This window comes from Neisseria weixii, assembly GCF_042658245.1.
Lineage (GTDB): Bacteria > Pseudomonadota > Gammaproteobacteria > Burkholderiales > Neisseriaceae > Neisseria > Neisseria weixii.
Window position 1 is genome coordinate 24,500 of record NZ_JBHSPY010000007.1, and the last position, 23,876, is coordinate 48,375.

The 23,876-nt window shown below is 46.0% G+C and carries 25 protein-coding genes; all 25 read right to left on the reverse strand.

Going from position 1 to position 23,876, the window contains the following annotated elements; genetic code table 11:
- The 25 genes from rplE to rplJ all read right to left on the reverse strand — a co-directional run bounded on the left by rplE (nucleotide 1) and on the right by rplJ (nucleotide 23,862).
- Nucleotides 1-540 (reverse strand): 50S ribosomal protein L5, encoded by a 540-nt coding sequence (rplE, locus tag ACFPVS_RS05405; RefSeq protein WP_096294501.1) that lies wholly within the window; start codon nucleotides 538-540, stop codon nucleotides 1-3.
- A 9-nt stretch (nucleotides 541-549) separates the two neighbouring features.
- Nucleotides 550-873: a 50S ribosomal protein L24 gene (gene rplX, locus ACFPVS_RS05410; protein WP_095502533.1), complete on the reverse strand. Its 324-nt coding sequence runs from the start codon at nucleotides 871-873 to the stop codon at nucleotides 550-552.
- A 12-nt stretch (nucleotides 874-885) separates the two neighbouring features.
- On the reverse strand, nucleotides 886-1,254 hold the full coding sequence (gene rplN / locus ACFPVS_RS05415; RefSeq protein ID WP_002215434.1) for a 50S ribosomal protein L14: 369 nt from the start codon (nucleotides 1,252-1,254) through the stop codon (nucleotides 886-888).
- Nucleotides 1,255-1,479: 225 nt separating this feature from the next.
- Entirely contained in the window at nucleotides 1,480-1,743 is a 264-nt protein-coding gene (gene rpsQ, locus ACFPVS_RS05420) for a 30S ribosomal protein S17 (protein ID WP_095502532.1), read from the reverse strand.
- Complete coding sequence (rpmC, locus tag ACFPVS_RS05425; RefSeq protein ID WP_019272314.1) at nucleotides 1,743-1,934, reverse strand: 50S ribosomal protein L29; 192 nt, start codon at nucleotides 1,932-1,934, stop codon at nucleotides 1,743-1,745. The genes rpsQ and rpmC overlap by 1 nt, the downstream gene beginning before the upstream one ends.
- Nucleotides 1,934-2,350: a 50S ribosomal protein L16 gene (rplP, locus tag ACFPVS_RS05430; RefSeq protein WP_096294500.1), complete on the reverse strand. Its 417-nt coding sequence runs from the start codon at nucleotides 2,348-2,350 to the stop codon at nucleotides 1,934-1,936. Before rplP ends, rpmC begins: the two co-directional genes overlap by 1 nt.
- Entirely contained in the window at nucleotides 2,334-3,029 is a 696-nt protein-coding gene (rpsC, locus tag ACFPVS_RS05435; protein ID WP_096294499.1) for a 30S ribosomal protein S3, read from the reverse strand. Before rpsC ends, rplP begins: the two co-directional genes overlap by 17 nt.
- A gap of 10 nt (nucleotides 3,030-3,039) precedes the next feature.
- On the reverse strand, nucleotides 3,040-3,369 hold the full coding sequence (gene rplV, locus ACFPVS_RS05440) for a 50S ribosomal protein L22 (protein ID WP_096294498.1): 330 nt from the start codon (nucleotides 3,367-3,369) through the stop codon (nucleotides 3,040-3,042).
- A gap of 8 nt (nucleotides 3,370-3,377) precedes the next feature.
- A complete protein-coding gene (gene rpsS / locus ACFPVS_RS05445; RefSeq protein ID WP_002215422.1) occupies nucleotides 3,378-3,656 on the reverse strand; it encodes a 30S ribosomal protein S19 in 279 nt (92 codons plus the stop codon).
- A gap of 5 nt (nucleotides 3,657-3,661) precedes the next feature.
- The gene (gene rplB, locus ACFPVS_RS05450) at nucleotides 3,662-4,495 is read right to left on the reverse strand and encodes a 50S ribosomal protein L2 (RefSeq protein ID WP_096294497.1); all 834 of its coding nucleotides are present in this window, start codon (nucleotides 4,493-4,495) and stop codon (nucleotides 3,662-3,664) included.
- Nucleotides 4,496-4,507: 12 nt separating this feature from the next.
- A complete protein-coding gene (gene rplW / locus ACFPVS_RS05455; protein WP_198345309.1) occupies nucleotides 4,508-4,816 on the reverse strand; it encodes a 50S ribosomal protein L23 in 309 nt (102 codons plus the stop codon).
- Entirely contained in the window at nucleotides 4,813-5,433 is a 621-nt protein-coding gene (rplD, locus tag ACFPVS_RS05460; protein WP_096294495.1) for a 50S ribosomal protein L4, read from the reverse strand. Before rplD ends, rplW begins: the two co-directional genes overlap by 4 nt.
- Nucleotides 5,433-6,077: a 50S ribosomal protein L3 gene (rplC, locus tag ACFPVS_RS05465; protein ID WP_096294494.1), complete on the reverse strand. Its 645-nt coding sequence runs from the start codon at nucleotides 6,075-6,077 to the stop codon at nucleotides 5,433-5,435. The genes rplD and rplC overlap by 1 nt, the downstream gene beginning before the upstream one ends.
- Nucleotides 6,078-6,332: 255 nt before the next feature.
- Nucleotides 6,333-6,644 (reverse strand): 30S ribosomal protein S10, encoded by a 312-nt coding sequence (rpsJ, locus tag ACFPVS_RS05470; protein ID WP_002642322.1) that lies wholly within the window; start codon nucleotides 6,642-6,644, stop codon nucleotides 6,333-6,335.
- 16 nt (nucleotides 6,645-6,660) lie between these two features.
- Nucleotides 6,661-7,845: an elongation factor Tu gene (gene tuf / locus ACFPVS_RS05475; protein ID WP_096294484.1), complete on the reverse strand. Its 1,185-nt coding sequence runs from the start codon at nucleotides 7,843-7,845 to the stop codon at nucleotides 6,661-6,663.
- A 99-nt stretch (nucleotides 7,846-7,944) separates the two neighbouring features.
- A complete protein-coding gene (gene fusA / locus ACFPVS_RS05480; protein WP_096294493.1) occupies nucleotides 7,945-10,050 on the reverse strand; it encodes an elongation factor G in 2,106 nt (701 codons plus the stop codon).
- Nucleotides 10,051-10,068: 18 nt separating this feature from the next.
- Complete coding sequence (gene rpsG, locus ACFPVS_RS05485) at nucleotides 10,069-10,539, reverse strand: 30S ribosomal protein S7 (protein WP_049249334.1); 471 nt, start codon at nucleotides 10,537-10,539, stop codon at nucleotides 10,069-10,071.
- Between the two features lie 116 nt (nucleotides 10,540-10,655).
- Nucleotides 10,656-11,027 carry a 30S ribosomal protein S12 gene (gene rpsL / locus ACFPVS_RS05490; RefSeq protein WP_002218431.1) on the reverse strand — a complete coding sequence of 124 codons (372 nt, stop codon included), beginning with the start codon at nucleotides 11,025-11,027 and terminating at the stop codon, nucleotides 10,656-10,658.
- 81 nt (nucleotides 11,028-11,108) lie between these two features.
- A complete protein-coding gene (locus tag ACFPVS_RS05495; protein WP_378595475.1) occupies nucleotides 11,109-11,678 on the reverse strand; it encodes a surface lipoprotein assembly modifier in 570 nt (189 codons plus the stop codon).
- A gap of 13 nt (nucleotides 11,679-11,691) precedes the next feature.
- Nucleotides 11,692-12,639 (reverse strand): surface lipoprotein assembly modifier, encoded by a 948-nt coding sequence (locus tag ACFPVS_RS05500; RefSeq protein WP_378595476.1) that lies wholly within the window; start codon nucleotides 12,637-12,639, stop codon nucleotides 11,692-11,694.
- A gap of 76 nt (nucleotides 12,640-12,715) precedes the next feature.
- A complete protein-coding gene (locus ACFPVS_RS05505; RefSeq protein ID WP_378595477.1) occupies nucleotides 12,716-13,615 on the reverse strand; it encodes a factor H binding protein domain-containing protein in 900 nt (299 codons plus the stop codon).
- Between the two features lie 591 nt (nucleotides 13,616-14,206).
- Nucleotides 14,207-18,382, reverse strand: a complete 4,176-nt coding sequence (gene rpoC, locus ACFPVS_RS05510) for a DNA-directed RNA polymerase subunit beta' (protein WP_096294491.1) — start codon at nucleotides 18,380-18,382, stop codon at nucleotides 14,207-14,209.
- 169 nt (nucleotides 18,383-18,551) lie between these two features.
- Nucleotides 18,552-22,730 (reverse strand): DNA-directed RNA polymerase subunit beta, encoded by a 4,179-nt coding sequence (rpoB, locus tag ACFPVS_RS05515; protein ID WP_096294490.1) that lies wholly within the window; start codon nucleotides 22,728-22,730, stop codon nucleotides 18,552-18,554.
- Between the two features lie 202 nt (nucleotides 22,731-22,932).
- On the reverse strand, nucleotides 22,933-23,304 hold the full coding sequence (gene rplL / locus ACFPVS_RS05520) for a 50S ribosomal protein L7/L12 (RefSeq protein ID WP_003769706.1): 372 nt from the start codon (nucleotides 23,302-23,304) through the stop codon (nucleotides 22,933-22,935).
- A gap of 57 nt (nucleotides 23,305-23,361) precedes the next feature.
- On the reverse strand, nucleotides 23,362-23,862 hold the full coding sequence (gene rplJ, locus ACFPVS_RS05525) for a 50S ribosomal protein L10 (protein ID WP_096294489.1): 501 nt from the start codon (nucleotides 23,860-23,862) through the stop codon (nucleotides 23,362-23,364).
- Between the last annotated feature and the right edge of the window lie 14 nt (nucleotides 23,863-23,876).

The window sequence follows — 23,876 nt, forward strand, 5'->3', positions numbered from 1 at the left end:
TTAACCTTTAAACGGAAATTTAAATAAAGATAACAAAGCTTTCGCTTCTTCATCAGTTTTGGCGGTAGTCGTAATGGTGATATTCAAACCACGCAAAGCATCAATTTTATCGTATTCAATTTCCGGGAAAATGATTTGTTCACGTACACCCATATTGTAATTGCCGCGACCATCAAAAGACTTGCCACTCACACCACGGAAGTCACGTACACGAGGCAATGCGATAGTAACCAAACGATCCAAGAATTCAAACATTTGATCGCGGCGCAAAGTTACTTTACAACCTACAGGGTAGTTATCACGAATTTTAAAGCCTGCAATAGACTTACGTGCAACAGTTACTACTGGTTTTTGACCAGCAATTTTCTCCAAATCTGATACAGCGTGTTCCATTACTTTTTTATCAGCAACAGCCTCACCAACACCCATATTCAAGGTAATTTTCTCAATGCGAGGGACTTCCATAATGGATTTGTACCCAAACTGTTTTACCAGCTCAGGCACTACCGTATCTTTATAATACTCTCTCAAACGAGCCATGACATCTCCTTATGCTCCGATGATAGAGCCATTAGATTTAAAGAAACGAACGCGTTTAACTTTACCTTCGCTCTCAATCAATTTAATACCAACACGATCAGCTTTATTGGTTTCAGGATTTAAAATCGCAACATTTGAAATTGCCAGAGGCATTTCTTTAGCAATAATGCCACCTTCAACACCACGCATAGGATTTGGTTTTTGATGGCGCTTAACTACGTTTACACCTTCAACAACAATTTTATCACCCAAGATGCGAGCTACTTGACCTTGTTTACCTTTATCTTTACCAGCAATAACGACTACTTTATCGCCTTTAATAATTTTGTTCATCGCTTATTTTCCTTATAAAACTTCAGGTGCCAATGAAACAATTTTCATGAAACGTTCAGTACGCAATTCACGAGTAACTGGACCAAAAATACGGGTACCTAGAGGCTCAAGCTTATTATTCAACAATACAGCCGCATTGTTATCAAACTTAATCAACGCGCCATCCGGACGACGAACACCTTTGGCAGTGCGAACAACTACTGCATTGTATACATCACCTTTTTTAACACGGCCACGAGGTGCAGCGTCTTTAACTGCAACTTTAATAATATCGCCAACCGAAGCATAGCGACGCTTAGATCCGCCCAATACTTTAATGCACATAACGCGACGCGCACCAGAGTTATCAGCCACATCTAAGATGGTCTGCATTTGAATCATGTTATTACCTTTAAATTAACCAACTTAATTTACCTTTTTCATCTGACTCATAACTTAGAGTTAAGTTACTATCACATGAAACCTTCTCGGTTCTAGTAAACCAGTCTTGGATCCCGACGGGAAGAAACTCTCAGAAGAAACTGAAAGATAAGAAACGAAGTTTACACGCAAATTAGATTTGCTGCAAGACTTCGTTTCTTAATAAGTGCATTACTGTATCAAAAATTAAACAGTACGCGCCTTCTCAACCAGCTCTTTAACAACCCAAGATTTGGTTTTTGACAATGGACGAGATTCTGCGATTACCACGATGTCGCCAATGCCATACTCATTGTTTTCATCATGAGCATGAACTTTGGAAGACAAACGAATAATCTTACCGTATAAAGGATGTTTCACTTTGCGCTCAACCAATACTGTTACGGTTTTATCCATTTTGTCGCTTACTACTTTGCCTTGCAAAGTACGAACATTTTTTTCTACGCTCATTACTTAGCACCTTTTTCAGTTAAAATGGTTTTGATACGAGCAATATCGCGACGCACACGTTTTAATTCGCTTGGTTTACCCAACTGACCAGTGGCATTTTGCATACGCAAACCAAATTGTGCTTTCAACAAGTCAAGCAAATCAGCATTCAATTGCTCAACAGATTTGTCTTTCAATTCATTTGCTTTCATTATTGACCTACCTGTCTTACTACAAAGGTTGTAGGAATAGGCAATTTTGCCGCAGCCAATTCAAAAGCTTCACGAGCTAATGCTTCTGGTACGCCATCCATTTCATACAAAACTTTGCCTGGTTTGATTTCAGCAACGTAATATTCAACATTACCTTTACCGCCACCCATACGAACTTGAATAGGTTTTTCAGTAATCGGTTTATCAGGGAATACACGAATCCAAATACGACCGCCACGTTTAATGTGACGAGTCATCGTACGACGTGCAGCTTCAATTTGACGAGCAGTTAAACGGCCACGACCTACTGCTTTCAAACCAAATTCGCCGAAACTTACTTTGTTACCGCGATTAGCGATACCGGTGTTACGACCTTTGTGCTGTTTACGGTATTTGAGTCTAGTTGGCTGCAGCATGACGACCACCTGCCTTTCTTTGTTTCTTCTCTTGCTCAGGTTTTGCGGCAGCTTTATCGTTGCCTTCAGTGTAAACCCAAACTTTCAGACCTAACACGCCATAAGTAGTGTTGGCTTCACTAGTCGCGTAATCAACGTTTGCACGCAAAGTATGCAAAGGCACACGGCCTTCACGATACCATTCACTACGTGCGATATCTGCACCGTTCAGACGACCAGAAGTCATGATTTTGATGCCTTTGGCACCAGCACGCATTGCGTTTTGCATAGAACGTTTCATTGCGCGGCGGAATTGAACGCGCTTTTCCAATTGCTGGGCAATACCGTCTGCAATGATTTGTGCATTCAATTCAGGCTTGCGGATTTCTTCGATATTCACGTGAACAGGCACACCCATCAAGGCTTGCAGATCACGTTTCAAAATTTCGATGCCCTCACCTTTTTTACCAATAACTACACCTGGGCGAGCCGAGTGAATGGTAATACGTGCAGATTTAGCAGGACGCTCAATGACTACGCGGCCAACAGAGGCATTCGCCAAACGGGCACGCAGATAATTACGAACATCAATATCTTGTTTTAATACAGTCGCAAATTCGTTGCTTTTAGCAAACCATTTTGAAGACCAGTCTTTAGTTACCGCCAGGCGAAATCCTGTAGGGTTAATCTTTTGTCCCATAGTCTTTTCCTTAGTTGCCCACTGTCACATTAATATGACAAGTTTGTTTTTCAATGCGGTTACCGCGACCTTTTGCACGAGCTTGAAAACGTTTCAAGCTTGGGCCTTTGTCAACGAAGATAGTTACCACTTTCAGCTCATCAATGTCCGCACCATTATTGTGTTCGGCATTAGCAATCGCTGATTCCAAAACTTTTTTAATCAACTCCGCACCTTTTTTAGGGCTGAATGTTAAGATATTCAAAGCTTGGTCAACGCCTTTACCACGAATCAAATCAGCTACCAAGCGAGCTTTTTGAGCTGAAATACGGGCATTTTTATGTTGTGCATTTACTCTCATGATTCACCTTATTTCTTTTTAGCCTTTTTATCAGCCAAATGGCCTTTAAAGGTACGGGTCAATGAGAATTCACCCAATTTGTGACCGACCATATTATCACTGATGAATACAGGTACGTGAGTACGGCCATTATGAACAGCAATAGTCAAACCGATAAAATCAGGCAAAATGGTAGAACGACGCGACCAAGTTTTAATTGGGCGCTTATCGTTGCTTGCACGAGCAGCATCTACTTTTTTCAGCAAATGCAGGTCTACATATGGGCCTTTTTTCAATGAACGAGCCATATTAATTAACCTTTATTTGAGTAACGACGACGAACAATCATATTATCCGTGCGTTTGTTATTACGAGTACGGTAACCCTTGGCAGGAGTACCCCATGGGCTAACTGGTTCGCGCGCTTCACCAGTACGGCCTTCACCACCACCATGAGGGTGATCAACAGGGTTCATCACAACACCACGGACAGTAGGACGGATACCGCGCCAACGATTGGCACCGGCTTTACCGATTTTTTTCAGGCTTTGCTCTTCGTTACCCACTTCGCCAATGGTAGCACGGCAGTCAACATGGATTTTACGCACTTCACCCGAACGCAAACGTACTTGAGCGTATACACCTTCTTTTGCCAACAAGACAGCAGAAGCACCGGCAGACCGTGCAATTTGCGCACCTTTACCTGGTTTCATTTCGATACAGTGAATAGTAGTACCAACAGGGATGTTACGGATTGGCAAAGTATTACCAACTTTAATCGCAGCTTCCGCACCAGAAACCAATACTGCACCCGCTTGAATGCCACGTGGCGCAATGATGTAACGGCGTTCGCCATCTGCATAGCACAATAAAGCGATGAAAGCAGTACGGTTAGGATCGTACTCAATACGCTCTACTTTTGCAGGGATACCATCTTTATTACGTTTAAAGTCAACTACGCGGTAGTGTTGTTTATGGCCACCACCTTTATGACGAGTGGTGATGTGACCATTGTGGTTACGACCGGCAGTAGAATGTTTCTTTTCCAATAAAGGTGCATAAGGTGCACCTTTGTGCAAGCCTTCTGCAATTACGCGAACCATGCCGCGACGACCTGCAGAAGTTGGCTTCATTTTAACGATTGCCATTTTCTATATTCCTTATTCTGCAGCTGCAGCAGCGGCTTCCAAATTCAACTCTTGACCAGCAGCCAAGCTTACATAAGCTTTTTTAACATCGCTGCGACGGCCCAAAGTACGACCAAAACGTTTAGTTTTACCTTTAATGGTAACAGTAGTCACAGAAGCAACTTCTACACCAAACAGCAATTCAACAGCTGCTTTGATTTCAGGTTTCGTTGCATTTGCCAATACTTTAAACGTCATTTGATTACGTTTTTCAGCCAATACGTTGCTTTTTTCAGAAACGATAGGTGCCAAAATCACTTGAGTCAAACGTTGTTGATTCATACCCATTGCTCCTCTAATTGTGCAACCGCATCTTTAGTCATGATTACTTTTTTGTAACGCAACAAGCTGTAAGGATCAACTTGTTGAGCTTCCAAAACCAGCACATTCGGTAAATTGCGTGAAGCCAAGTAAACATTCTCATCCAACTGTTTGGTTACAAACAGCACTTGCTCCAAACCCAAATTTTTCACTTGCTCAGCAAATTCTTTGGTTTTAGGTGTATTTGCATTCAATGCATCGATTGCAAACAAACGTTCGTCACGAGCCAATTGAGACAAAATAGTCGCCATACCGGCACGGTACATTTTACGATTCACTTTTTGAGTGAAATTTTCGTCAGATTTGTTAGGAAATGCACGACCACCTTTACGCCACAACGGAGATGAAGTCATACCTGAACGAGCACGACCAGTACCTTTTTGGCGCCATGGTTTTTTGGTTGAGTGTTTTACTTCAGCACGGGTTTTTTGTGAACGGCTACCTGAGCGGGCATTTGCCAAAAACGCATTTACCAGCTGATGCACCAATGCTTCATTGTATTCACGAGCAAACAAAACATCAGAAACAGCCAAGCTGCCTGAAATCTGTCCTTTAGCGTCAATAACTTTTAATTCCATTACGCACCTACTTTCACGCTTGGACGTACCACGACATCACTGTTAATCGAACCAGGAACCGCGCCCTTAACCAATAGCAATTGGCGTTCAGCGTCTACACGCACAACTTCCAATTTTTGAACGGTTGATTTAGTATTGCCGTATTGGCCGGCCATGCGTTTACCTTTGAATACACGACCAGGGTCTTGAGCCATACCAATAGAACCGGGAACACGGTGAGAACGAGAGTTACCGTGAGAGGTACGCTGAGAATCAAAGTTATGACGTTTGATGGTACCAGAGAAACCTTTACCTTTAGAGGTACCGGTCACATCAACCAATTGACCCGCTTCAAACATTGAAACAGTGATTTCATCACCGGCTTTTAATTCAGCCAATTTTTCTTCAGCCAAAGCAAATTCAATCAAACCGCGACCAGCCTCAACACCTGCTTTTGCAAAGTGACCGGCTTCAGTTTTATTGACACGATTCGCTTTTTTCTGACCAAAGGTAACTTGTACGGCAGTGTAACCGTCAGTATCTTTGGATTTTACTTGTGTAACGCGGTTAGCAGACATATCCAAAACGGTTACCGGAACAGAAATACCCTGTTCGTTAAACACGCGGGTCATACCAACTTTGCGTCCAACCAGACCTAAAGTCATGATTATTTTCCTTTTAGTAAAGGGACAAGCTACGATTGGCTTGTCTTCGGACAATGATAAAAAACTTGGCACAGATGTACCAAGTCCGCTATTATAAACCGCTTTTCAAAAAAATATCAATAAAAACTTAGCGTTTTCATCAAAAAGGCCGTCTGAAAATTACGACAATTCCCTTTCAGACGGCATTATTCTATAAAAACGGATATAAAAATAAAACCGAACGGTTTTATCCGTTCGGTTTTAAAAGCGCAATGATTATTGAACTTTGATTTCTACATCAACACCGGCTGGCAAGTCCAGCTTCATCAGCGCATCGGTAGTTTTGTCAGTCCAGTCCACGATGTCCATCAGGCGTAAGTGGGTGCGGATTTCCAGTTGTTCACGTGAAGTTTTGTTCACGTGTGGAGAACGCAAGATATTGAAACGCTCGATTTTAGTTGGCAAAGGAATCGGGCCTTTTACCACAGCACCAGTGCGTTTAGCAGTTTCAACGATCTCTTGAGCAGAACGGTCAATCAAGCTGTAATCATAAGCTTTCAAACGGATACGGATTTTTTGATTTGCCATTTATCGATATCCTTTATTAAGCAATGATAGAAGATACAACACCGGCACCTACGGTACGGCCACCTTCACGAATCGCAAAACGCAAGCCTTCTTCCATCGCGATTGGTGCAATCAGCTCAACCGTAATCGCTACGTTTTCGCCCGGCATTACCATTTCTACGCCTTCCTCCAAAGTTACCGCGCCGGTAACGTCAGTAGTACGGAAGTAGAATTGCGGACGGTAGTTGGCGAAGAACGGAGTATGACGGCCACCTTCTTCTTTGCTCAGTACGTATACTTCTGCTTTGAATTTGGTATGCGGAGTGATTGAGCCCGGTTTAGCCAATACTTGACCACGTTCAACTTCTTCACGTTTGGTACCGCGCAACAATACACCTACGTTGTCACCTGCTTGACCTTCGTCCAGCAATTTGCGGAACATTTCCACACCGGTACAAGTGGTTTTTGCAGTGTCTTTCAGACCAACGATTTCGATCTCGTCACCTACATGGATGATACCGCGTTCTACACGGCCGGTTACTACAGTACCACGGCCAGAAATTGAGAATACGTCTTCGATTGGCAACAGGAATGGTTTGTCAACGGCACGTTCCGGAGTTGGGATGTAGCTGTCCAATGCATCGGCCAATTCAAAGATTTTGGCTTCGTAAGCAGCATCGCCTTCCAACGCTTTCAACGCAGAACCTTGGATGATCGGGCAGTCGTCGCCTGGGAAATCGTAGCTTGACAACAAGTCACGAATTTCCATTTCAACCAATTCCAACAACTCTTCGTCGTCAACCATGTCGCATTTGTTCATGAACACCAAGATGTATGGTACACCTACTTGGCGACCCAACAAGATGTGCTCACGGGTTTGCGGCATAGGGCCGTCAGCGGCAGATACCACCAAAATCGCGCCGTCCATTTGTGCCGCGCCGGTAATCATGTTTTTCACATAGTCGGCGTGACCAGGACAGTCTACGTGTGCGTAGTGACGGGTTTCGGTTTCGTATTCTACGTGAGAGGTGTTAATGGTAATACCGCGGGCTTTTTCTTCCGGTGCATTGTCGATTTGGTCGTAAGCTTTAGCGGCACCACCGAATTTTTTAGCCAAAATCGTAGTCAATGCAGCAGTCAGAGTGGTTTTACCATGGTCAACGTGACCGATGGTGCCAACGTTTACGTGCGGTTTGCTACGTTCAAATTTTTCCTTAGCCATGAGCTAATTCCTTTTACATATAAAGATCAATTAAAGAACAATGGCCGTCTGAAAACAATATTCAGAATTTCAGACGGCCTGTTTACAAAGGCTGATTAATTAGCCTTTGCGGGCTTCAGTTACAGCAGCGGCAACATTCGAAGGTGCTTCAGCGTATTTTTTGAATTCCATCGAGTAAGTTGCACGGCCTTGAGTGGCAGAACGCAAGTCGGTAGAGTAACCGAACATTTCAGCCAATGGTACTTCAGCACGTACTTTTTTACCGCCGATACCATCATCATCCATGCCCAATACAATGCCACGGCGACGGTTCAAGTCACCCATTACGTCACCCATATAGTCTTCAGGGGTTTCCACTTCAACAGCCATGATTGGCTCCAACAATGCTGGAGAAGCGCGACGCATACCTTCTTTAAAGGCTTGAGAGGCGGCCAATTCAAACGCCAATTGAGACGAGTCGACATCGTGTGAAGAACCGAATACCAAACGTACGCGGACATCCACTACCGGGAAGCCTGCTACCACACCGTTAGGTAAAGTATCACGAATACCTTTATCAACTGAAGGGATAAATTCGCGAGGAATCACACCACCTTTAATTTCGTCGATAAATTCGTAGCCTTCACCTCCTGGTTCCATAGGTTCCAATTTGATTACAACGTGGCCATATTGACCTTTACCACCAGACTGTTTAGCGTGTTTGTATTCAGATTCCACTTCTTTACGGATGGTTTCACGGTAAGCTACTTGAGGTGCACCAATGTTGGCATCTACGCTGAATTCGCGTTTCATACGGTCAACAATAATTTCCAAGTGCAATTCACCCATACCGGAAATAATGGTTTGACCTGACTCTTCGTCTGTACGAACACGGAATGAAGGGTCTTCTTTAGCCAAACGGTTCAAAGCAATACCCATTTTTTCTTGGTCAGCTTTGGTTTTTGGCTCAACAGCAACGTGAATCACCGGCTCAGGGAACTCCATACGCTCCAAGATGATTGGTGCATTTTCAGCACACAAGGTCTCACCTGTGGTCACATCTTTCAAACCGATAGCGGCAGCGATGTCGCCGGCACGTACTTCTTCGATTTCAGTACGATCAGCAGCAGTCATTTGTACCAAACGGCCGATACGCTCACGCGTACCTTTGACAGAGTTCAATACGGTATCGCCAGATTTAACCACACCAGAGTAAACACGGATAAAGGTCAAATTACCTACGTATTTGTCGTTCAGCATTTTGAATGCCAAAGCAGAGAATGGTGCTTCATCGCTGGCTTCACGTTGATCAGCCAGATCGCTAGAAGGATTCACACCTTGTACCGGTGGAATATCGGTAGGCGCAGGCAGTAACTCAACCACAGCATCCAACATACGTTGAACACCCTTGTTTTTAAACGCTGATCCACACAACATAGGCTGAATTTCACCGGCCAAAGTACGTTGACGTAAAGCGCCAACGATTTCTTCTTCAGTCAGATCTTCACCGCCCAAGTATTTATCCATCAACTCTTCGTTGGCTTCTGCAGCAGCTTCAATCATGTTTTGACGCCATTCTTCAGCAGTGTCAACCAAATCAGCCGGGATGTCGCCGTATTCGAAAGTTACGCCTTTGTCGGCTTCATTCCAAATAATGGCTTTCATTTTCAGCAGGTCAACTACGCCTTCAAAGCCTTCTTCGGCACCAACCGGAATTACGATTGGCACTGGATTTGCGCGCAAGCGAGTTTTCATTTGCTCAACAACACGGAAGAAGTTGGCACCTTGACGGTCCATCTTGTTTACAAACGCCAAACGCGGTACTTTGTATTTGTTTGCTTGACGCCATACGGTTTCAGACTGAGGCTGTACACCACCTACCGCGCAGTAAACCATTACCGCGCCGTCCAATACGCGCATGGAACGCTCTACCTCTACGGTAAAGTCAACGTGTCCCGGAGTGTCGATGATGTTGAAACGGTGCTCTTTGAACTGTTTTGCCATACCTGACCAGTATGAAGTCACTGCAGCAGAAGTAATGGTAATACCACGCTCTTGCTCTTGTTCCATGTAGTCGGTCGTTGCCGCACCGTCATGCACTTCACCCAGTTTGTGTGTCAAACCGGTGTAGAACAAAATACGTTCGGTCGTGGTTGTTTTACCCGCGTCAATATGGGCAGAAATACCGATATTGCGGTACAGGCTGATTGGGGTCTTACGAGCCATTTGATTAGCCTTTCTAAATTAGAAACGGAAGTGAGAGAATGCTTTGTTGGCTTCGGCCATACGGTGTACTTCTTCACGTTTTTTCAACGCACCACCACGACCTTCAGATGCATCAATCAATTCACCTGCTAATCGCAGATCCATTGATTTCTCACCACGCTTACGGGCCGCATCGCGAACCCAGCGCATTGCCAAAGCCAAGCGGCGTGAAGGACGAACCTCAACAGGAACTTGGTAGTTTGCACCACCTACACGACGGCTTTTCACTTCCACGATAGGTTTGGCATTGGCAATAGCTTCATTAAATACTTCAATTGCTGTTTTGCCGGTTTTTTTCTCGATTTGCTCCAATGCACCGTACACAATGCGCTCTGCAACCGATTTCTTACCGTCAATCATCAATACGTTCATGAATTTAGTCAGCTCAACGCTGCCGAATTTAGGATCTGGCAGAACATCGCGCTTAGGGACTTCTCTACGACGTGGCATATTAATTTCCTTTAAATCTATTCAGTTGGGACCATTCCCATGAATGCCCAAAAAGACATTCACTTACTCGGCCGTTTTTTCAAACTAGGCGGCCGACGTGCCTAATGAAGTCCGAATTACTTAGGACGCTTCGCACCGTATTTAGAACGGGCTTGTTTACGGTCTTTAACACCTGCAGTGTCCAAAGAGCCACGTACGGTATGGTAACGTACACCCGGCAAGTCTTTTACACGACCGCCGCGGATAAGTACGACACTATGCTCTTGCAAGTTGTGGCCTTCACCGCCGATGTATGAAATCACTTCGAAACCGTTGGTCAGACGAACTTTACATACTTTACGCAATGCAGAGTTAGGTTTTTTAGGGGTGGTAGTGTATACACGGGTACACACGCCGCGTTTTTGCGGGCAAGCTTCCAGTGCAGGTACTTTGTTTACGTACACAGGCTTTTGACGGCCTTTGCGTACCAATTGGTTGATAGTTGGCATACTTTCTCGTCCTGTTGAGTTAAATACTTACTTGCCGACACCATGCCGACAAGGGCAGAATTATACTTTTTTTGCAAGCACTCAGTCAAGCATTATTGCAAATAAAACAGCATTTTGCGTTTTCGAATAAACATTTAGTAACATTAGGCCGTCTGAAACAGCATATTTGGCAAGATTATTTAGATTTTCAAAATTTTTTTCCACACTCATAAACCACTCTTTGCTGTTTCTCGAATAAAAAGCGGGCATATTACTATCAATATTGACATAACGGAAATTCAACTGCGGTGTAAATCCTCGCCATGAAATCTTGCGATACCATAATGCCGCACCTGCCTGATATTCGTGATCACGACGGGTAAAACGGTAGACCAATTCTAACGGCGCTTTAAACTCACGCCTCATATAACTGGCATTCGCCCGAAACCCAATGCCGTTTTCAAATTGTTTGACACCGCCTAAATTCACACCATATCGCCAAGAAGCCTGTTCACGTTCCTTCGTGTCGTCGTTTATGCCGTTCACCCCGCCAAAAATTAGCGCGGTTGGCGAAATGCGATAACTTAATCGTTGCACCTGCTGCCGTGACCCTGCTGTTGTAGCGTTCGGCAATATCCTCATCCTGATAACGCTTTTTACTAAATTGGACATATTGGCTCATGCGCTATTTTTCATTTAAGCGACGATTGTAATCAAGCGTGACACCTGCATTGGATACACAACGGCTGTCGTCCAACCAGTTTTGTTCGACATATGGGGTTATGCCCCATTCTTGTCGGCTCTTTTGATGACGGTAACCGCTGCTTATACGCACGGTTTGTTCACTATAATCCTGCGCATCCCAATAATGCACGCCGCTTCCAATCACTCCGAAACGAAAAAAGTGGTTGCCGGTCAGGTTGAGATTGCGTTCTGCACCCAGCGCATAACGAATACCATGAGCGCTTTTCGGCAAACTGTCTTCGGTTTTATGCCAAGTCAAGCCTTCCCATTCAACCTGACGCACAGTCGACGCATTATTCACATTGTCTGTCTGCTCGTAATTGACATGGAACACAGGCTGCCAGCCTTGTGCTTTTTTTGCCGCTTGGGCATATTGTTTGGCAAGCTCACTCATCGCGGGCGGCAAATCTGACTGTACTTTTTGCAAATGCTGTTCGGCCTCCCGATACTGCTTATCTTCAAACAGCATCACGCCTAAATCGAAACGCGGATAAACCAAATCAGGTGCTTCTGCCATAATTTCACGATAAAGCGCAACTGCTTCGCCATGACGGGATTGTTCTCGCCGCAACGCGCCCAAGGCATAACGGTAAAGTGTCTCATCATATTGAGGCTGCGTGGCGTATTCTGCCAATAAACCAGCCAGTTTTGGCCAATCTTTGGTCAGCAAGGCTTTGTTAATCTGTTGCTCTGGCTCGTCCCCTTCAATTAATTCATGCCATTGTGGCAGGGCTTGGGATTGGTTTTCAGACGGCCATTGCTCAGACGGCAACGCAACCGGTTTGTCGAAACTGACCGGTTCCTGCGGGATATTCAGCACTTTGTTTTCATCCGCATACGCCGTTGCAGAAGCAAACAACGCGGTAATCAATAAGGTTTTCCGTATCATTTTATTCATTATCAGAAAAGGCCGTCTGAAATTTTTCAGACGGCCTATAAATTAAAGGTTGTGCCTTAAAAGAGAGTTATTGTTTTTTACCGCCGAAAGCGACATCGCCACGGTCAGAAGTTACCACACCGGCTACTTCATCTGCATTTGGACCGAAAAAGCCCAGTTTGTAGGTGCCGCTCAAGCCACTGTTAGAACGTGCTGTTGATGAAATACCGTGACCGCTGATTGATGTATTATCAGGATTGATATGGGACATCGCGCCGATTCGGCCTTCATTCAGCGTGATACCGCCGGCAATATTGCTGATGGAACCGCTACCGGTTTTCGCTGCAAAATCGACGGTGTAATTTAATCGGCCGGTTTGCTCTTGGCTCAGCGCATCGCCAACATAATTGAATTTACCGCTGGCTGGCAAGGTTTGAGTGGCATAGCCTTTGACGGTGTTAAAATCCACATCATCTGCATCTAAAACTCCCCTAAATCCGGGAGCACTTACCACACCACCTTTAACCTCAACCCCGGCTACGATTGAATAAGGTTGCTGGTAAATATGCAGCATATTATTACGGATGGCAGTAGCTTTAGCACCACCTACTGTTGCCGTGGCCGTTTCGGTAACGCCAATTCTCTGAACCCCTTGACCCAGCTTGCTCAAATCAATATTACCTGAAGAATAAGATTTACCGTTTAAGTTGACACTATAACTGTCTAACTTACGATAACCATCTTGGCCATATTCCGAAAGAAGGTCTTTATGTACATCATTACGTAAACTCAGAACAGCATATGTTTTATTGGCTTTTGCTTCGGCTAAAATTTTTTCATTATTAACAGTAGCTGGAGCTACCGTCGGCGTACTCTCGGTTTTCGGCGAATGATTGCTCCCCCCACCCCCGCCGCCACATGCTGCTAAAGTGAAAGCCAAAAGCATTGCTGTGGTGATTTTGCTGACGTTTCGATTAAATGTGTTCATATTAAAATACCCTTATAGCGATGTTATCAATCATGTTAATTTATGCCAACCTTCAGCAAAAAAAGTTTACCCCCCCCCCCCCCGGAAAATTGAAAATATCATTTACCTATCTTTACCCTAAGTAATTACCTGAGAAACTTTTACACAACAAGGCCGTCTGAATGCAATATTCTAACCATCTGGGTTTTATTATGACTCCAGACGGCCTAAAGCCAATCACTTTAAGCAGCGGAACTATTGGGCTGAAAAACCGATGACTATGCTGAAAACTTTGTCCCTTTAAAAACCGGTGCAAAAAAACTGCGATATTCCAGTGTCGTGATAATTTATTTTCCAGCATAGTAAACTATTGAATAAAATAGGTTTCTGAAATTTTAAGATGGCTTTCCGCCTGCGCGGGAATGACGTCGGTTTTGGGTGCACTGCACTGGCGTTTGAAAGAGTTTTGCAAAAGTCTCAATCTGTGAACTTTACTTAGCAACACCTAAAAATTTTTACAGAAGATACAAAAAAAAACCGTCTGAAAACAAGTTTTATATACTTGTTTTCAGACGGCCTGAACCATCTATCTATATGGCGATTTATTTCAGCTTACTCTGCCGAGTCTTCAATCTGCAGTTGCTCGACTTCTCCGCCATGGGTTTGCTGGCGACGGCTGCGGTGGTAGGTCAAACCGGTACCGGCAGGAATCAGGCGGCCGACAATGACGTTTTCTTTCAAACCGCGCAGTTCGTCTTGTTTGCCCATAATCGCTGCTTCGGTCAAGACGCGGGTAGTCTCTTGGAAGGAAGCCGCTGAGATAAAGCTGTCGGTCGACAACGACGCTTTGGTAATACCCAATAACACGTTTTCGTAACGCGCCGGCTCTTTACCTTCGGCAATCATTTTCTCGTTTTCCAATATCACATCGCCACGCTCGACTTGCTCACCGGTAATGAAGCTGGTTTCGCCCGAGTCGGCAATATTCACACGACGCAGCATTTGGCGGATGATGACTTCGATGTGTTTATCGGAAATCTTCACACCTTGCAGGCGGTAAACTTCTTGCACTTCTTGAACAATATAGCGTGCCAATGCTTCGATACCTTGCAGACGCAGAATATCATGTGGATCAACGGCACCGTCAACGATGGTCTCACCGCGGTTCACCACTTGGCCGTCGTGCACCAAGATTTGCTTCTCTTTTGAAATCAAGGTTTCGTAAGCCACGCCGTCAACATCGGTGATGATTAAGCGTTGTTTACCCTTGGTTTCTTTGCCGAAGGAAACGGTACCGGTGATTTCAGCCAGCATACCGGCATCTTTCGGGATACGCGCTTCAAACAATTCGGCCACACGCGGCAGACCACCGGTAATGTCGCGGGTTTTAGACGATGCTTGCGGAATACGCGCCAACACGTCACCTTTACCGATTTCCTGACCTTCACGCACGGTAATCACCGCGCCTACCGGGAAGGCCATCGATACCGGAGTTGAGGTACCCGGAATGCAGATTTCCAAACCGTTTTCGTCCAACAGTTTCACCGTTGGGCGCAACAATTTAGAGGTACCGGCAGAGCGGCGTTTACCATCAATTACGACCAAGGTAGACAAACCGGTTACATCATCGGTTTGTTTGGCAACGGTCACGCCTTCTTCCACGTTTTCAAATTTCACCAAGCCGGCATGTTCGGTAATCATCGGACGGGTATGCGGATCCCATGTTGCCAAGGTTTGACCTGCTTTAATGGCCTCGCCGTCTTGTACCAGCAAAATGGCACCGTAAGGCACTTTATGACGTTCGCGCTCGCGGCCGATGTCATCGTGAATCACCACTTCGCAAGAACGGCCAATCACCACCAGTTCGCCTTTGTTGTTGGCAACATAACGCATTTGGCTGCTGAAACGTGCGGTACCGTTAGATTTGGCTTCCACTTGGCTGGCAGCAGCTGCTCGGGAAGCCGCACCACCGATGTGGAAGGTACGCATGGTCAGCTGGGTACCCGGCTCACCAATTGATTGGGCGGCAATCACACCGACCGCTTCACCTGCATTTACCAGTTTACCGCGCGCCAAGTCACGGCCGTAACATTGGGCACACAAACCGTGACGGGTTTTACAGGTAATCGGCGTGCGTACTTTCACTTCATCCACACCAGATTGGTCAATCATGTCAACCAGTTTTTCGTTCAATAAAGTACCGGCCTCTACCAAGGTTTCGCCTGTTGACGGGTCAACCACATCGGAAGCAGTCACACGGCCCAAAATACGGTCGCGCAAGGCTTCAATCACGTCACCACCTTGTACCACGGCTTTCATTACGAAGCCATCAGTTGTGCCGCAATCGTCTTCCACCACCACCAAGTCTTGGGTCACGTCCACCAAACGGCGGGTCAAGTAACCGGAGTTTGCGGTTTTCAAGGCGGTATCGGCAAGACCTTTACGCGCACCGTGGGTCGCAATAAAGTATTGCAATACGGTCAGACCTTCACGGAAGTTAGACGTAATCGGCGTTTCGATAATCGAGCCGTCCGGTTTGGCCATCAGACCACGCATACCGGAAAGCTGTTTAATCTGGGCTGCCGAACCACGGGCACCGGAATCGGCCATCATATAGATGGAGTTGAACGACTCTTGATCCACTTCGTTGCCTTCGCGGTCAATTACTTTTTGGGTAGACAGGTTGTCCATCATCGCTTTGGCAATGCGGTCACCGGCACGTCCCCAAATATCGACCACTTTGTTGTAGCGTTCGCCGTTGGTCACCAAACCTTGACGGTATTGGTCTTGGATTTCTTTCACTTCGGCTTGCGCTTCGGCCAGCAATACGGCTTTTTCTTTCGGAATTTCCATATCGTCGACCGCAATTGAGATACCGCCTTTAGCTGCATATGCAAAACCGGTGTACATCAGGTGGTCGGCAAAAATCACGGTGTCGCGCAGGCCGCACAGGCGGAATGAGGCGTTAATCAGCTTAGAAATTTCTTTTTTCTTCAGTGCCTTGTTAATGTATTCAAACGGCAGGCCTTTAGGCAGAATTTCGCTCAACAAAGCACGGCCTACGGTGGTTTCGTAGCGGTTGACTACCGGCTCTAATTCACCGTTTTCATTTTTCACCCATTCACGCAGGCGCACAGTGATTTTGGTACCCAACTCCACTTGTTTAGTGTGGTACGCGCGGTGTACTTCTTTCACGTCGGCAAACAGGCTGCCTTCGCCTTTAGCGTTGATGCGGTCGCGGGTCATGTAGTACAGACCCAATACGATGTCTTGAGACGGTACGATAATCGGTTCGCCGTTGGCCGGAGACAATACGTTGTTCGAAGCCAGCATCAAAGTGCGTGCTTCCATTTGCGCTTCCAAGCTCAATGGAACGTGAACCGCCATTTGGTCACCGTCAAAGTCGGCATTAAACGCGGCACACACCAATGGGTGTAACTGAATGGCTTTGCCTTCAATCAGAATCGGCTCAAATGCTTGAATACCCAAACGGTGCAGCGTCGGCGCACGGTTCAGCATGATTGGGTGTTCGCGGATGACTTCTTCCAAGATGTCCCATACTTCCGGTACTTCTTGCTCAACCAATTTTTTAGCCGCTTTAACGGTGGTTGCCAAGCCTTGTTTTTCCAGCTTGTGGAAAATAAACGGTTTGAACAGCTCCAAAGCCATTTTTTTGGGCAGACCACATTGGTGTAGGCGCAGGTAAGGGCCCACGGTAATCACCGAACGGCCAGAATAGTCCACACGTTTACCCAACAGATTTTGACGGAAGCGGCCGCCCTTACCTTTAATCATGTCGGCCAACGATTTCAGTGGGCGCTTGTTCGCACCGGTCATGGCTTTACCGCGACGGCCATTATCCAACAAGCTGTCGACTGCTTCTTGCAGCATACGTTTTTCGTTGCGTACAATGATGTCCGGTGCGCTCAACTCCAACAAACGTTTGAGACGGTTATTACGGTTAATCACGCGACGGTACAGATCATTCAAATCGGAAGTGGCAAAACGGCCGCCATCCAAAGGCACCAACGGACGCAAATCAGGCGGCAATACCGGCAACACGTCCATAATCATCCACTCAAGTTTCATACCTGAACGATGGAACGCTTCCAACACTTTCAAACGTTTGGCGATTTTTTTGATTTTGGTGTCAGAACCTGTTGATTCCAATTCTTGACGCAATATTTCGATTTCACCGGCCACATCTAATGTTCGCAGCAATTCGCGGATACCTTCAGCACCCATCTTGGCATCGAAATCGTCGCCGTATTCGTCCAATTTGTTGTAGTAATCGTCTTCGGTCAGCAATTGACGGCGTTGCAGCGGGGTCATACCCGGATCAGTCACCACAAAGGCTTCAAAGTACAATACGCGTTCGATGTCGCGCAGGGTCATGTCTAAAACCATACCCAAGCGTGACGGCAGTGATTTCAAAAACCAGATGTGGGCAACAGGCGCAGCCAATTCGATGTGTCCCATGCGCTCACGACGAACTTTAGACAAAGTCACTTCTACGCCACATTTTTCACAGGTTACGCCTTTAAATTTCAAGCGCTTGTATTTACCGCACAAACATTCGTAGTCTTTCACCGGGCCGAAAATTTTGGCGCAGAACAAACCGTCGCGCTCCGGTTTGAACGTACGGTAGTTGATGGTTTCCGGCTTTTTCACTTCACCGTAAGACCAAGAGCGGATGGTATCCGGAGAGGCGATGCCTATTTTAATGGCATCAAACTCTTCTTCCATGCCCGCTGTTTGTAACGGATTAAATAAGTTCAACAAATTCATTTTTGCTCCTTGAAGGAAGTATTTTTACCGCTTGGCAGATCAGGATTCAGATGGAATGACACAGCTTTTCAGACGGCCTTTAAACATTTTTGTGATGGCCGGCTTAATGCACCGTGTCCTTTCAGACGGCCTATTGCTAAAAATAGAAGAGGCCGTCTGAAAGCGTCGTTTAGTAACGTTCCAAATCAATATCCAAGCCCAATGAGCGAATCTCTTTAACCAATACGTTGAAGGATTCAGGCATACCGGCGTCGATTTTGTGCTCGCCTTTCACAATGTTTTCATACATTTTGGTACGACCTGTCACGTCATCAGACTTCACGGTCAACATTTCTTGCAGCGTGTAAGCGGCACCGTAAGCCTCCAGCGCCCAAACCTCCATCTCACCGAAACGTTGTCCACCGAACTGCGCTTTACCGCCCAGAGGCTGTTGGGTCACCAAGCTGTAAGGACCGGTCGAACGGGCGTGCATTTTCTCGTCAACCAAGTGGTGCAGTTTCAAGTAGTGCATTACGCCTACGGTTACGCGGCGGTCGAAAGCTTCGCCTGAACGGCCATCGTAAAGGGTAATTTGGGTTTTGGTATCGTTAAAGCCCAATTTTTCCACTTCAGGATCGTCACTTGGGTAAGCCAAATTCAGCATGTCACGGATTTCAGATTCTTTCGCACCGTCGAATACCGGAGAAGCGAAAGAAGCACCTTTACGCAGGTTGGAAGCCAATTCGATGATTTCATCATCGCTCAAGCTATCGAGGTCTTCTTGCTTACCGCTGTTGTTGTACAACTTATTCAAGAATTCACGCAATTCGCTGGCTTTGCGCTGCTCTTTAAGCATGCGGTCAATGCGTTCACCGATGCCTTTTGCCGCCCAGCCCAAGTGCACTTCCAAAATCTGACCGATGTTCATACGCGATGGTACGCCCAATGGGTTCAATACGATGTCAACCGGACGGCCGTCTGCCATGTAAGGCATATCTTCCACCGGCAGAATACGTGATACCACACCTTTATTACCGTGGCGGCCGGCCATTTTGTCACCGGCTTGCAGACGACGTTTGATGGCGATGAATACTTTTACCATTTTTTGTACGCCCGGCTGCAATTCGTCGCCTTGAGTCAGCTTTTTCTTCTTCACTTCATACAACTCGTCCGCTTCTTCGCGTTTTTGTTGCAGACTCAGCTTAATCAGCTCTAATTGTTTGGCCAAATCTTCATCGGCCAAACGGATGTCAAACCAATCGTGTTTGCTGGCGGCAGAAGCCAAGTATTCGGCTGTAATTTCACTGCCTTTGGCCAACTTCATCGGACCACCGTTAGCTTTTTGACCGACTATCATACGCTCGATACGATCAAAAGCATCGTTATCAAAAATACGCAATTGATCGCTCAAGTCTTGACGGTAGCGTTTCAACTCAGAGTCAATAATCGATTGGGCACGTTTGTCGCGTTGGATACCTTCGCGGGTAAACACTTGTACGTCAATCACTGTGCCGCTCATACCGGTCGGCATACGCAATGAAGTGTCTTTTACATCAGACGCTTTCTCACCGAAAATAGCACGCAACAGTTTCTCTTCAGGCGTCAATTGGGTTTCGCCTTTCGGGGTCACTTTGCCCACCAACACGTCGCCGGCTTCTACTTCAGCACCGATGTACACAATACCGGAATCGTCCAGACGGTTTTGCATGCGCTCTGACAAGTTCGGAATATCGCGGGTAATATCCTCGGCGCCCAGCTTGGTATCACGCGCCACAACGTTCAATTCTTCAATGTGAATCGAGGTATAGCGGTCATCAGCAGCCACTTTTTCAGACAATAAAATCGAGTCTTCGTAGTTGTAACCGTTCCAAGGCATAAAGGCGATGGTCATGTTTTGTCCCAGCGCCAATTCACCCAAATCGGTTGAAGCGCCGTCAGCTACCAAGTCGCCGCGCTGCAACACATCGCCTACTTTTACGGCCGGACGTTGGTTGATGTTGGTCGATTGGTTAGAGCGGGTAAACTTCACCAGATTGTAGATGTCCACGCCTACTTCACCGGCAGTTGCCTCATCGTCATGTACACGAATCACTACGCGGTTGGCATCAACATATTCCACTACGCCGCCACGACGGGCCACAATCGCAGTTGCCGAGTCCACAGCTACCGAACGTTCGATGCCAGTACCGACCATCGGTTTTTCTGGGCGCAAACAAGGCACGGCCTGACGTTGCATGTTAGCGCCCATCAAGGCACGGTTCGCGTCATCGTGTTCCAAGAACGGAATCAGGGAAGCCGCTACCGATACCACTTGACCGGTTGCTACGTCCATGTATTGCACGCGGTCAGGCGTAGACATGATGGTTTCGCCTTTTTCACGACATGTTACTAAATCACCGATCAGGTTACCTTCGGCATCCAATTCGGCATTTGCCTGTGCAATCACATAACGGCCTTCTTCGATCGCCGACAAATAATCGATTTCAGTGGTTACTTTACCGTCAATCACACGGCGGTATGGCGTTTCCAAAAAACCATAATCATTAGTACGCGCGTAAACAGACAGCGAGTTAATCAAACCAATGTTCGGGCCTTCAGGTGTTTCAATCGGACATACACGGCCATAGTGGGTCGGATGTACGTCACGTACCTCAAAGCCGGCACGCTCACGGGTCAAACCACCCGGGCCCAAGGCAGAAACACGACGTTTATGCGTTACTTCTGACAATGGGTTGGTTTGATCCATAAATTGGCTCAACTGGCTTGAACCGAAGAATTCTTTAATGGCAGCAGAAACGGGTTTGGCATTGATCAAATCATGTGGCATCAGGTTTTCAGATTCTGCTTGATTCAAACGCTCTTTCACTGCGCGTTCAACACGAGCCAAGCCGCTGCGGAATTGGTTTTCAGTCAATTCACCAACAGAACGCACACGACGGTTACCCAAGTGGTCGATATCGTCCACTTCACCGTGACCGTTACGCAACTCAACCAACGTTGCAATCGAAGCCACAATATCTTCAATGCTCAGTACGTAACCACCTTTTTCAGCCGCACCGGCAAAGGTTTCATTTAATAAACGGCCATACCAAGAACCTTGTTGCGTTTCAGACAATTTTTGCTCATAGGTGCGGGTATTGAATTTCATACGGCCTACACGCGACAAGTCATAGCTGTCTTCACTGAAGAACAAGCGGTTGAAGAGCATTTCCACAGCCTCTTCGGTAGGCGGTTCGCCCGGACGCATCATACGGTAAATCGCCACACGGGCAGCTTGTTGGTCGGCGGTTTCATCTGTACGCAACGTGCTGGAAATGTAACCGCCTTGGTCCAATTCATTGATGTACAGAGTGGTGACTTGCTCAATACCGTGGATATCCAGTTTCGCCAACAACTCTTCGGTGATTTCATCGTTGGCCACAGCCAATACTTCACCGGTATCCGGCACGATCAAATCAGCAGCCAATACTTTGCCCAATAAGGTTTCAGGGTCAACATCCAAACGGGTCAAACCGGCATTGGCAATATCGCGGATATTTTTAGCGGTAATGCGTTTGCCCTTGGTTACCAAAACGTTACCTTCGGCATCAACAATATCGGTTTTAGCGGTTTCGCCTTTCAGACGGCCTGGAATCAATTCGGTTTGCACACCGCTTTTTGACAAGAAGAAGGTTTCTTTGTCGTAGAAGGTATCCAAAATCTGCTCGTTATTGTAACCCAGTGCTTTCAACAAAATGGTTACCGGCATCTTACGGCGACGGTCAATACGGAAATACAGTTGATCTTTCGGATCAAACTCAAAATCCAACCATGAGCCACGGTAAGGAATAATGCGGGCAGAGAACAATAATTTACCCGAAGAATGAGTTTTACCGCGGTCATGCTCAAAGAATACACCTGGGGAACGGTGTAACTGAGAAACGATAACGCGCTCGGTACCATTAATGACAAAAGAGCCGCTCGGCGTCATCAATGGGATTTCACCCATGTATACTTCGTTTTCGCGCACTTCTTTTACGGTCGGTTTAGAGGCTTCTTTATCCAAAATCACCAAGCGGATGCGTGCGCGCAAAGGCGCAGCGTAAGTAATACCGCGCAATTGACATTCAGAAATATCAAACAGCGGATCACCCAAGGTGTAATGGACAAATTCCAGGCGTGCATAGCCATTGTGGCTGACGATTGGGAAAATAGAATTGAATGCTGCTTGCAGACCATCATCGGTACGTTGGTCGAAAGCATTTTCTAATTGCAGAAATTTTGCATAAGAATCAATTTGAGTTGCCAGCAAAAAGGGAACTTCCAATACGTTCTCTCGTTTGGCAAAACTCTTACGGATACGTTTTTTCTCGGTAAACGAATAGTTCATATACACTCCGAAGGGTGGCTTTGAATAGAAATGCCGTCTGAAAAACTTTGCGACGACAATTTTGTGATGCTATTTACATTTATTTATATTTATTTCAAGGCGCAAATGCAAATAAATGTAAATAATTATTTTATGCTTGATTAAAACGCAAAATAAGGCTGGCAGATATCTGCCAGCCTTTACTGAAAGTATCAAATGATGATTATTTGATTTCGACTTTAGCGCCGGCTTCTTCCAGTTGTTTTTGAATGTCTTCGGCTTCAGCTTTAGAAACACCCTCTTTAAGTGTTTTAGGTGCGCCGTCAACGATGTCTTTAGCTTCTTTCAAGCCCAAACCAGTGATGGCACGAACCACTTTAATCACACCAACTTTTTGTTCGCCGGCAGAAGCCAATACTACGTCGAATTCAGTTTTTTCTTCAGCAGCAGCGGCACCAGCACCAGCAGGACCGGCAACAGCAACGGCAGCAGCAGAAACGCCGAATTTTTCTTCAAAAGCTTTAACCAAGTCGTTCAATTCCATAACGGTCAAAGAACCAACGGCTTCCAAAATGTCTTCTTTAGTAATAGCCATGCTATTTAAACTCCAAATATTGTATTAAAAATTAATCTTCAAATGAAACAAAATCGATTAAGCAGCTTCTTCGCCAGCTTTTTTCTCAGCCAATGCAGCCAAACCGCGTGCAAAGCCGGCAACAGGTGCCTGCATAACATACAACAGTTTAGACAGCAATTCTTCACGGCTAGGAATAGAAGCCAACTCGTTTACTTGATCAGCATCCAGTACGTCGCCATTATAAGAACCAGCCTTAATAACGATTTTGTCATCTTTTTTCGCGAATTGATGCAGCACTTTTGCAGCAGCTACAGCATCTTCAGAAGCAGCATAAACCAGCGGACCCACCATGTGATCTGCCAAACCTGCAAATGAAGTACCTTCTACTGCACGACGAGCCAAAGTATTTTTCAGAACGCGCAAGTATACGCCCTCTTTACGTGCATTTGCACGCAGCTCTGTCATGCTGGCAACACTGATACCGCGATACTCGGCAACCACCAGAGTTTGTGCATTGGCAATCGCTGCACTAATCTCTTCAACGGCCACCTTCTTGGTTTCAATATTGAGACTCAAGGTCTACCTCCCAC